The 10,552-nt window shown below is 64.7% G+C and carries 10 protein-coding genes; 2 read left to right on the top strand and 8 right to left on the bottom strand.

What is annotated here, in order from left to right; translation table 11 throughout:
• Positions 1 to 86: 86 nt before the first annotated feature.
• Positions 87 to 1,076 (top strand): chemotaxis protein CheB, encoded by a 990-nt coding sequence (locus tag ACS7SF_RS24310; RefSeq protein ID WP_439893041.1) that lies wholly within the window; start codon positions 87 to 89, stop codon positions 1,074 to 1,076.
• A gap of 68 nt (positions 1,077 to 1,144) precedes the next feature.
• On the opposite strand, the gene amaB is transcribed toward ACS7SF_RS24310, so the two are convergent.
• From amaB to ACS7SF_RS24270, 8 genes are all read right to left on the bottom strand, one after another.
• On the bottom strand, positions 1,145 to 2,659 hold the full coding sequence (amaB, locus tag ACS7SF_RS24305) for an L-piperidine-6-carboxylate dehydrogenase (protein WP_439894475.1): 1,515 nt from the start codon (positions 2,657 to 2,659) through the stop codon (positions 1,145 to 1,147).
• Positions 2,660 to 2,727: 68 nt separating this feature from the next.
• Entirely contained in the window at positions 2,728 to 3,795 is a 1,068-nt protein-coding gene (locus ACS7SF_RS24300) for an extracellular solute-binding protein (protein ID WP_439893040.1), read from the bottom strand.
• A gap of 11 nt (positions 3,796 to 3,806) precedes the next feature.
• Positions 3,807 to 4,967 carry an NAD(P)/FAD-dependent oxidoreductase gene (locus ACS7SF_RS24295; RefSeq protein WP_439893039.1) on the bottom strand — a complete coding sequence of 387 codons (1,161 nt, stop codon included), beginning with the start codon at positions 4,965 to 4,967 and terminating at the stop codon, positions 3,807 to 3,809.
• Positions 4,964 to 6,340 carry an FAD-dependent oxidoreductase gene (locus ACS7SF_RS24290; protein WP_439893038.1) on the bottom strand — a complete coding sequence of 459 codons (1,377 nt, stop codon included), beginning with the start codon at positions 6,338 to 6,340 and terminating at the stop codon, positions 4,964 to 4,966. The genes ACS7SF_RS24295 and ACS7SF_RS24290 overlap by 4 nt, the downstream gene beginning before the upstream one ends.
• Complete coding sequence (locus ACS7SF_RS24285; protein WP_439893037.1) at positions 6,337 to 6,660, bottom strand: (2Fe-2S)-binding protein; 324 nt, start codon at positions 6,658 to 6,660, stop codon at positions 6,337 to 6,339. The genes ACS7SF_RS24290 and ACS7SF_RS24285 overlap by 4 nt, the downstream gene beginning before the upstream one ends.
• The gene (locus ACS7SF_RS24280; protein ID WP_439893036.1) at positions 6,657 to 7,451 is read right to left on the bottom strand and encodes an ABC transporter permease; all 795 of its coding nucleotides are present in this window, start codon (positions 7,449 to 7,451) and stop codon (positions 6,657 to 6,659) included. The genes ACS7SF_RS24285 and ACS7SF_RS24280 overlap by 4 nt, the downstream gene beginning before the upstream one ends.
• Positions 7,452 to 7,461: 10 nt before the next feature.
• Positions 7,462 to 8,328, bottom strand: a complete 867-nt coding sequence (locus tag ACS7SF_RS24275; protein WP_439893035.1) for an ABC transporter permease — start codon at positions 8,326 to 8,328, stop codon at positions 7,462 to 7,464.
• Complete coding sequence (locus ACS7SF_RS24270; RefSeq protein WP_439893034.1) at positions 8,325 to 9,419, bottom strand: ABC transporter ATP-binding protein; 1,095 nt, start codon at positions 9,417 to 9,419, stop codon at positions 8,325 to 8,327. The genes ACS7SF_RS24275 and ACS7SF_RS24270 overlap by 4 nt, the downstream gene beginning before the upstream one ends.
• A 318-nt stretch (positions 9,420 to 9,737) precedes the next feature.
• Here ACS7SF_RS24270 and ACS7SF_RS24265 point away from each other — a divergent pair, with 318 nt between their 5' ends.
• Complete coding sequence (locus ACS7SF_RS24265; RefSeq protein ID WP_439893033.1) at positions 9,738 to 10,550, top strand: IclR family transcriptional regulator; 813 nt, start codon at positions 9,738 to 9,740, stop codon at positions 10,548 to 10,550.
• Positions 10,551 to 10,552 lie beyond the last annotated feature (2 nt).

Genomic DNA, 10,552 nt, shown 5'->3' with positions numbered 1-10,552 from the left:
GGCTTTCCTGACGCGCTCGGTGCCTTCCTCGGCCGGTGAGTACGCGGCGGGCGTGCAACTTGCGCGCCTACTCAGCAGGAGGCCATATGGGACATCGCGACATTGTTGTGATCGGGGCATCGCGCGGCGCGTTCACGGTGCTCAGAAAACTGGTGGCAGGTCTTGCCCCGGATCTCGATGCAACCGTTTGCATCGTCCTGCACATCGGCCGGCATCGCAGCATGCTGCCCGAGCTGCTTTCGCGCTGGGGACCGCTCAAGGCGAGCTATCCAGCGCATGGAGAGCGCATCCAGCGCGGCCGGATTTACGTGGCGCCGCCGGATCAACACCTGGTGCTGCGTAGCGGCAGCTTGCGGCTACTCGATACGGCGCCGGAGAATTTTGCACGGCCGGCCGCCGACCCGCTTTTCCGCTCTGCCGCCGCGGAATATCAGAAACGCGTGGTGGGCGTGGTACTCAGCGGCGATCTGGACGACGGCGCGGCCGGGCTTGCCGCAATTCGTGCACGCGGCGGATACGCGGTAGTACAAGACCCCGACGACTGTGAAGCCCCTTCGATGCCGCGAAGCGCGATGGCCGCGGCGGGCGCCGACGCGGTTGCCAAGCAGGAGGAACTGTCCCACACCGTTCATGCTGCCGTCCTCGGAGCGGCACGGCGCGAGGCGCCTCCCATCACAAATCGGCCTGATCTCGATCGAGAGGCGCAGCTCGCGGAAAATGGGCTCGTGGGGCCCGAAGTGCTCGACGAGATCGGTGAGCGTTCAGCGTTGACGTGCCCGACTTGTCACGGCGCCCTCTGGCGACTGCACGACGACCGGCCTCTGCGCTACCGATGCCACACGGGACACGCGTTTTCATCACGCTCTCTGGAAGAAGCGAGCGAGGAGAGCGTGGGCGAGGCGGTCTGGAGCGCCCTGCGCGCCGTGCATGAACGCATCATCTTTGCGCGAGAGCGACGGCGCTGGGCCGAACACGCAGGCAATGGAGCCGACATGGCCCTTGAGCAGGCGCGCATCGACGAGAACGAGAAACTGGCCGAGATCCTGTTTTCAGCGGCTCGGATGAAGGCGTCGTAACAGCGATTCCATGCCCGACCTGTGTACCGATCCCAATCTGCAATATGACGAATGGGGAACCCCAATGGTCACACGTCAAACCGCACGCCCTGGGCAAGCTGCAGCGTGTTGCTGTAGTTGATCGTGTTGGTGGCGCGGCGCATGTAGCCCTTCCACGCATCCGAGCCGGATTCACGCCCGCCGCCGGTCTCTTTCTCGCCGCCGAAGGCGCCACCGATCTCCGCGCCAGAGGTGCCAATATTGACGTTCGCAATGCCGCAGTCGCTGCCCGCTGCACTGAGGAAGGTTTCCGCCTCCTGCAGGTCACGCGTGAAGATGGCGGACGACAAGCCTTGCGGCACGCCGTTCTGTAGCGCAACCGCCTCGTCAAAATTCCGATAGGTCAGCACATACAGGATGGGGGCGAACGTCTCGTGCTGCATGACGGCAGTCTGCGCTGGCATGCGCACCAGCGCCGGGGTAACGTAGAACGCCTGATCGCCCAATTCCCCTCGCACGCGTGTACCCCCGAAGACCTCGCCACCTTCGACACGTGCCTGGGCCAACGCCGATTGCATCGCTTCAAAAGCCGCACCGTCGATAAGCGGCCCGACCAGCGTATCGGCTTCCAGCGGGTTCCCGACCGCAACCGATGCATAGATGCGTTGCAGGCGGTCCACCAGTGTGTCCGCCACGCTCTCGTGCACGATCAAGCGACGCAGCGTCGTGCAGCGCTGGCCTGCGGTGCCCACGGCGGCAAAGGTGATGGCGCGCACCGCGAGTTCCAGATCGGCGCTAGGCGCGACGATCATGGCGTTGTTGCCACCCAGCTCCAGGATGGCGCGGCCAAAGCGGCCGGCCACCAGTTGGCCGACTGTACGGCCCATGCGCGTGCTGCCCGTGGCGCTGACCACCGGCACTTTCTCAGAACGGGCCAAGATCTCGCCAACCTCACGGCCTCCGATCAGCAGCTCATGCAAACCCGCTGGCGCCACACCAGGGTGCGTGCGCTCGAACGCTGCAATGGCCTGCTGCAGCAGCGCATGGCACGCCATGGCCGTCAGCGGCGTCTTTTCCGACGGCTTCCAGATCACGCTGTCGCCGCACACCAGCGCCAGCGCGCTGTTCCACGCCCACACCGCCACCGGAAAGTTGAATGCAGAGATCACCCCCACCGGGCCAGCCGGATGCCACGTCTCCATCATGCGGTGGCCAGCGCGCTCCGAGGCGATGGTCAAACCGTACAGCTGGCGCGACAGCCCGACCGCAAAGTCGCAGATGTCGATCATCTCCTGCACCTCACCCAGCCCCTCCGAGAGGATCTTGCCCGCCTCCAACGTAACGAGCCGCCCAAGCGTCTCCTTGTGCTCGCGCAACTGCACGCCCAGCAGGCGCACCAGCTCACCGCGTACGGGCGCCGGCACCATACGCCATTTGAGGAACGCCGCATGGGCCCGGTCGATGGCGGCAGTGGCGTCATGCTCGCTGACAAACGCCACGGTTCCGATCACCGAACCGTCGATCGGCGAGGTGACCGCATGGCCTTGCGCCACGTTGGCCCGTGCATGGATGGAAAGCGAAGTGAGCAGGTCGGAAGTGTTCATGATGCCGATGAGGTGGTTGCAGCTCGCCCACATCAACGCGGCGAGCCGGAGTTTCCAGCGTAGTGGATTCAGCGCTCGACCGTCTTGTTCCAGCGCGTACTCCATGCCGGGCGCTGCGCGTTGATGACGTCCCAATCCATGACCACCGCCGTACGCGCGTAGTCGACTGCGCGCTTGATCAGCGCATCGGTGTCAGCGGGCAACGGCGTCTTGGGGTTGGCGGGGATGCTGGCGCCGCCTTGCAACGCCTTGGCCTGCGCAGCCGGTGACAGCAGGAAGGCCGCCAGCTTCTGCGCGAGTGCCGGTTCGTCATTCTTGGCGATCACGCATTCCATGGTGTTCAACGCCACGGCGCCTTCCTTGGGCTGGGCGTATTCCACTGGCAGGCCCTTGCCCTTGAGCACCATCACCTGCGTGGGGGTGGACGGGAACAGCCCCGCCTCGCCGGTCTGCACCATCTCCGAGAGCTTGGCGGAGTTGGCCACGTACTCACCAACGTTCGCCCCCACGCCGGTCTTCCACGCCTTGAAGCCCGGTTCCACATTGCTTTCGGTACCGCCATTGAGCCGGTTCACCATCAGGAACGCGTGTAGCCCGAACGTGGACGACGGCAGCGACTGGAAGATGACCTTGCCCTTGAACTTGGGGTCGGCCAGGTCTTGCCACGACGTCGGCGCGGCCCAGCCCTTCTCCTTGAACATCTTCGTGTTGTAGGCCAGGCCCGTCATGCCGATGCTGACGGCCGCAGCCATGTTGCCCCGGATGCGCGCGTTGGCAGGAATGTCTTTCAGCTCCGGGCCGTCGGCCAGCTTGTCGCACAGGCCCATGCCGATGGCGCGGTACATCACGCCGTCATCCAGGAAGATAAGGTGCATCTGCGGCTTGTCCTTGGTGGCCCGCACCTTGGCCAGGATGTCGGACGACGTGCCGGGCACCACCACCACCTTCACGTTGTTCTCTTTCTCGAAGGCCGGAAAGACGTGGTCAACGTAGGTGCGCTCCATCACGCCGCCGTTCATGCCGACGTACAAGGTCTTGCTCTGCGCAGCGGCATTGGGCAGATACATCAATACGCCCAGTGCAATGCCGCAGCCCGCTGCCACCTTCATCATGCCGATGCGGTTTCCCTGTTTCATGCGCCATTCTCCTAAGAGTCGTGAAAAGAGGGCTCGGCGTGCGTAGCACCAAGCCTGGTTTGTTGAAAACGTGCAATGGAAAACGCATCGATTGGCGTGGAGGTTGCGCCGTCGCGCACCAGTTCTGCCAGCACCTCGCCGACGGCTGGGCCAATCTGAAAGCCCGCCCCGGCAAAGCCGAATGCATGGATCAGGCCGGGCGTGGTCTGGCTGGGCCCCAGCACAGGTTCGCGGTCTGGTAGATAGCCTTCGGTGCCACTCCACGTGCGGATGATGTGGGCGTTGCGCAGTGCCGGAAACAACGCCACCGCCTGTTCCAGCACCGAGAAGATCGCGCTGCGGCCCGAACGTGCACGCGTGTCGTCCAGCGCATAGCCGCGCGCACCGCCGATGACACAGTTGCCCCGCCGTACCTGTCGGCCGTACAGCCCGCCACCCTCCACCCCAACGTTGACGTTCATGAACAGCGGTAGCGGTTCGGTGACTGTCATGGCCGGATGGGCGCTGATCATGGGCACTTCCTCGCCGAACATGCGGGCGATGTCATTGGCCCAGGCACCCGCGCAGTTCAGCAGCACGCGCGAGCGCACCTCAAGACCACTGCGCGTGCGCAGCCAGAAGCCGCGGTCGTCGCGGGCGAGTTCGTCTACCTGTTCACCTTCGATGATCTGCGCACCTTCCAGGCGGGCCGCCCGCGCAAATGCCGGGGACACCAGCCGCGGATTGGCGTGTCCATCGTCGGGGCACAGCGAGGCCCCCACCGCGATGTCGCCGAGCCACGGATACGCGCTGCGCAATTGCGCACGGCTGAGCAGTTGCAGGCCCAGGTCGAAGTCGCGCGTGCGATCTCGATAGGCTTCGAGCGACGCCATGTCCTGTTCGCTGCGCGCGACCTTGAGGTGCCCGGAGCGCTCGTATTCACCGTCGATGCCAATGGTCTGCTGCAACTGCCCCCAGATGCGATGTGCGCGCTGCGACAGCGGCAGTTGCACCAGTGACCGCCCCTGCCGACGCACGCCGCCGTAGTTCACGCCACTGGAGCGCGAGCCGCAGGTGTCGCGCTCCAGCAGCGTCACGGCAATCCCCATGCGCGTGAGCGCCAGCGCCGCCGATGCCCCCACGATGCCGCCGCCCGCAATCGCGACGGTGGTGTCCAGCTTGACCCCGCTCATGATTGCGTCGCCTCCTCCGGTTGCAGAAAGGCGATCGGCTTGATGGGCGCCTGCGCACGCAGCCGGCCCACCTCGGCGATGTCCTTCGACACGGCATGCGCAAGGATCTCGCACGCGGCGGCACCGCACATGCGCCCCTGGCACCGGCCCATGCCCACGCGCGTGAAGGCCTTGGCCCGGTTGATCTCGCTCAGGCCATTGCGCTGGATCTCTGCACGGAATTCGCCGACGGTAATCTCCTCGCAGCGGCACAGCAGCAACGTGTCGTCGCAAGTGCCGGCCCAGTCTTCGGGAAACGGAAACGCCTGCTCCAGCGCCACCCGAAAGCGCGCAATGCGGGCGAGTGCGTTTTCCAAGATCGCCACACGATCCGCCGCCACCGCCTTGCCGCAGTCTTCGAGAACGGCCAGCGCCGCCCGCTCGCCAGACAACTCCGCTGCATCGGCCCCCATGATGCCGGCGCCGTCTCCGGCCAAGTAGACGCCGGCCATGCTGCTGCGCCGTGCTGCGTCCACCTGGGGGACGTAGGCACGGTTGAGCGGATCAAACACGAATGCGCAGCCAAGCAAATCGGCGAGTTGGCTTTCCGGGCGCAATGCATAGCCAAAGCCCACGGCATCGCAAGCGAGGCTGTGCTGTGCCTCGCCCTCTTTCCAGTGGATGCGTTCGACGCGGTCCACACCTTCCACTGCAGCGATGCGGATGCCTGTGCGGATGGGTATGCCAGCCAGGCGCAAGCGCGCGTGGTAGTAGACGCCCTTGGCCAGCAGCGCCGGCAAGCGCAGCATCTGCGGAGCCGCCTTCGCTTGCTGGCGCAGCGGCGTAGTATCGAGCACGGCTGCCACATGCGCGCCGGCTTTCATGTACTGATAGGCCACGAGGTAGAGCAGCGGCCCGGTGCCTGCAAGCACCACACGCTCACCAATCGCACAGGCTTGGTACTTCAGCGCAATCTGTGCGGCACCCAGCGTGAAGACGCCGGGTGTCGTCCAGCCTGGAAACGGCAGAACGCGATCGGTGGCGCCCGTGGCGACAATCAGGTGCGTGTACGGCACCCGCTCCGGCTGCCCATCGCGGATGGCATCGACCACGCCGCTCTCGGCGTTCCAGACCAGCCGGCCTGGGCGATAGTCGATCTGACCGAGGATGTCGCGCATGGCTGCGTGCACACCCGTCGCGCGCTTCGCTTCAAAGCCATAGAGCGTGGCTGGCGAACGTGTGAACCCCGGCGGTTGCTGGCGGTAGATCTGCCCGCCCCAGGCCGGCGCCTCATCCAGCACGGTTGGCCGCAGGCCATGGGCCACCAGCGTCTGCGCCGCACGGATACCGGCCGGGCCTGCCCCGATGATGACCACTTGCGGTGTCGCCGTCATGCGCACTCGCTCCCGTCGGTAACGATGCGCATGCCTTCCTGCGCCCGGGTGGAACACGCGCGCAGGCGCTCACCGGATTCCGTGCTGACCCAGCAGTCCTGGCAGGCGCCCATCAGGCAAAAGCCGGCGCGCGGGGCGGATGAAAAATCCGCGTGCCTGAGCACGCTGCGCTGGGTAAGCACGGCGGTCAGCACGGTATCGCCTTCCAATGCGCGGGCCGGTACACCGTCGATCGTGAACGCGATTGCGCGGCGGCCGGTTTCCGCGACTCGGCAGAGCAATGCACCGGGAGCCTTTTTCGGAGGTGTCTCTATGGTCATTTGCTGCCCACCAACACTTTGTCCAGGCCGTAGATGCGATCGATCAACAGCATGCCGACGCTGGTGATCAGGATCATCAGCGCAGAGACCGCGGCCATCATCGGGTCGATCGATTCGGTGGCGTACATGTAGATGCGCACAGGCAGCGTCACCGTGGAAGGGGCGGTCACGAACACCGACATAGTCACTTCATCAAAGCTGTTGATGAAGGCCAGCAGCCAGCCGCCCGCCACCCCGGGCAGGATGAGTGGCAAGGTCACGCGCAGGAACACCACCGTATTGGATGCCCCGAGCGACTGGGCGGCGTGTTCCGCGCTGAAGTCCATGCCCTCCACCGAGGCAATCACCAGCCGCAGGATGTACGGCGTGATCACCACCACATGCGCCAGCACCAGCCAGGCAAAACTGCCCGTGGCACCCATCAGCGCAAACAGGCGCAGCAGGGCGATCCCCAACACCAGATGCGGAATGATGACGGGCGAAAGCAGCATGCCGTTGATGAAGTCCCGCCCGCGAAACCGGTAGCGCGTGAGCGCGATGCCAGCCGGCAAGGCCAGCGCCGTGGCAATGGAGGCCGAGAGCAACGCAAGCTGCACGCTGTTGTAGAAGGCCTGCATGAAATCCGGATGCGCAAAGACCGCCTTGAACCAACGCAGCGAAAACGCGGTGGTGGGAATCTGCATGGTGTTCTCCGGCGTAAACGCCACCAGGCAGACAATCACCAGCGGCGCCAGCATGAAGGCCACCACCAGGGTGTGAAACACGAGGGCAATCGGTCCGTTCTTCTGCATGGCTGTGCCCCTAACCCAGGGTCTTCTTGTACCGGCGCTCCACCAGCCGGTTGTACGACATCATGATGATGAGGTTGGCCGCCAGCAGCGTGAGCGCAATCGCGGCGCCCAGCGGCCAGTTCAGCTCGCTCAAAAATTCGTCGTAGACCAGCGTGGCCACCATCTTGAGGCGCCGCCCACCCAGCAGGCCAGGAATGGCGAACGAGCTTGCGCTCAGGCCAAACACGATCAGGCTGCCGGAGAGCACCCCCGGCAAGATCTGCGGCAGCACGATGCGCCGCATGACCGTGGCCTGCGAGGCACCAAGCGACATGGCAGCCTGCTGCGTGGAAGGGTCCAGCTTCTGCAGCGACGTCCAGGCTGGTATCACCATAAACGGCAGCATCACGTGCACCAGCCCGACCACGATGGCCGTCTGCGTGTAGAGCAGCTTTACCGGTTCAAAGCCCAGCCGGACGATTGCCTGGTTGACCAGCCCTTCTGGTCCCAACAGCAAGCTCCAGCCGAATGCGCGCACGACCACCGACACCAGCAAGGGCGCCAGAATCACTAGCAGGAAAATCGAACGCCACGGCGCGCGCATGCGGCTGAGCACATAGGCTTCCGGCACGCCGATCAACGCGCACAGCACCGTTGTCACCAACGCCAGCCAGAAGGTGCGCAGGAAGATGCCGGCGTAGTAGTCGTCCGTAAAGATGGAGGCGTAGTGCACGACGGTGGCGCTGGGCTGGATACCCGTCGCCGGGTCAAAGCCCTGGAACGACAGCACCGTCACCAGCAGCAGCGGCAACAACAGCAGCAGTGCGAACAACGCGCTGACCGGCGTGGCGAGCAGGATGGGCGTGCCGGCCCACCGGCGCACGGGGCGCGGGTTCATGCCACAGCCTCCGCGGGTTGCGCGGTGGCGGCGCAGGCATCGTCACCCACCAGGCGCAATTGCTCGTCGGCCCACAGCAGCCCGACCACATCGCCTTCTGCGGGCATGGCGGCGCCGTTGTTGGGCTGGACGACATTCAGCGTGCCAATGCTCGTATCGATGGTGAACAGCCACTGGCTGCCGAGAAAGAAGCGCGCATTCACCGTGCCGCTGAGTCGGCCCGCCTCGTGCGGCGCCAAGGCGATCTTCTCTGGGCGCAGGCACACACGCACCTCGGCGCCCACCTTATGGCTGGCTGTGGCGAAGTGGAACTTCAGCGGCCCCACGGACACGAACGCGCCGGCGCCGTTCAATGCCTCCACACGGCCATCCAGCACATTGGCCTTGCCGACAAACTTGGAGATGAACTCCGAGCGCGGATATTCGTACAGGCGATAGGGCGCGCCCGCCTGCGTGATACGCCCGCCTTCCATCACCACCACGCGATCGCTGATCGACATCGCTTCCGCCTGGTCGTGCGTGACCATGATGGTGGTGATGCCGAGATGCCGCTGGATGGAACGGATTTCAAACTGCATGTCCTCGCGCAGCTTGGCGTCGAGGTTGGAGAGCGGCTCGTCCAGCAGCAGCACGGAGGGGCGAATCACCAGCGCGCGCGCCAGCGCCACACGCTGGCGCTGCCCGCCCGACAATTCACGCGGATAGCGCTGCGCATGCTCATGCAGTTTCACGAGGGCCAGCGCTTCGTCCACGCGCTGCGCAATCTCGCCCTTTGGCACCTTGCGCATCTCCAGACCAAAGGCCACGTTCTGCGCCACGGTCATATGCGGAAACAGCGCGTACGTCTGGAACACGATGCCAAGGCCACGGCGGCTGGGCGCCATGTGCGTGATGTCCTTGCCGGCCAGCAGGATGGTGCCCTTCGTCACCTCGGCAAAGCCGGCAATCATCTGCAAGGTCGTCGTCTTGCCGCAGCCGGAGGGGCCGAGCAGCGAGACAAATTCGCCCTGCTCGATGCTGAGGTCAATGTCGGAGACCACGGAGAGCTTGCCGTAGGTTTTGGTAATGCCTCTTAGCTGCAGGAACGACATGCGCTCTCCTTACAACAATCGACTCTGAGAAACCCCTGGCGCTGGCAGGCAATGGCACCGGCTCGCCGTTGACGGTTCAGTCTACTACACTGAATTCCGCCAGCCAAACCAAAAGACCGTATAAATTCCTTTCAATGGTATTCAGTCAACATATAATTCCATTGAGCGGAATATCACTGATCAGCACGGTGAGTCGATTCCGGATACCGGAATGAATCTGATGACCGCGCGGGTATGTCCTGATACAGCTGCGGGCAGCCTCCAGCGCACGGAATACCGACACATCCATTCAACATTTCCTTCGCCATGCAGAACCCCATGACGCCCATCGACGACAGCAAGGCCAGCGTGCTCGACAAGGTGTTTGCACTGATGCGCGCCCTGGCCCGCGCGCCGGCCGAGGGCACCAAGATCACGCAGCTCGCGCAGGACACGGGCCTGAGCCAAGGCACGGCGCACCGCCTGATGCGCGCGCTGGTGGAGCAACGCGTGGTGGAGCAGGACAACGCATCCAAGCGATACCGGCTGGGGCTGGAACTCTTTCGGATGGCCAGCACCGCCGGCAGCGCCGCCACGCTGCGCGACATCTTCCGGCCCGCGCTGCTGCGCCTCTCGGGCACGCTCAAAGACACCATCTTCCTGCTCGTGCGCAGCAACTACGACGCCGTGTGCATCGATCGCAGCGACGGGCCCTACCCGATTCGCTCGTTCACCGGCGACATTGGCGGCAGCATTGCGCTGGGCGTTGGCCAGGGCAGCCTGGCGATCCTTGCATCGCTGCCGCCGGCCGAGCAGGACGAGGTCATCCGCTTCAACCTGCCGAGGTTGAAGGAATATCGCCCGATCGATGAAGTCTTCTTGCGTACCGAAATTGCCCGTGCGCGCGAGCTCGGCTATGTGGCCACGCAAACCGGCTTGATTGAAGGCATGGCCGGCCTGGCTGTGCCGGTATTCGATGCGAGCCGACGGCCCGTGGCCGCCCTGAGCGTCGGCACCATTGCGGACCGACTGACGCCCGAACGGCTGCCCGTGGTGGCAGCCATGTTGAAGAAAGAAGCGGATGCGTTGGGGCCGTTGATCAACCCGTTTGATCCGACCGTGCGGCGCCCCGCGAATTCATTTATCAGCTAGGC

It is taken from the genome of Ralstonia sp. 25C, assembly GCF_051904805.1.
GTDB lineage: Bacteria > Pseudomonadota > Gammaproteobacteria > Burkholderiales > Burkholderiaceae > Ralstonia.
Note: the sequence above shows the minus strand (reverse complement) of the source record. Positions and strands in the feature narration are given on the sequence as shown.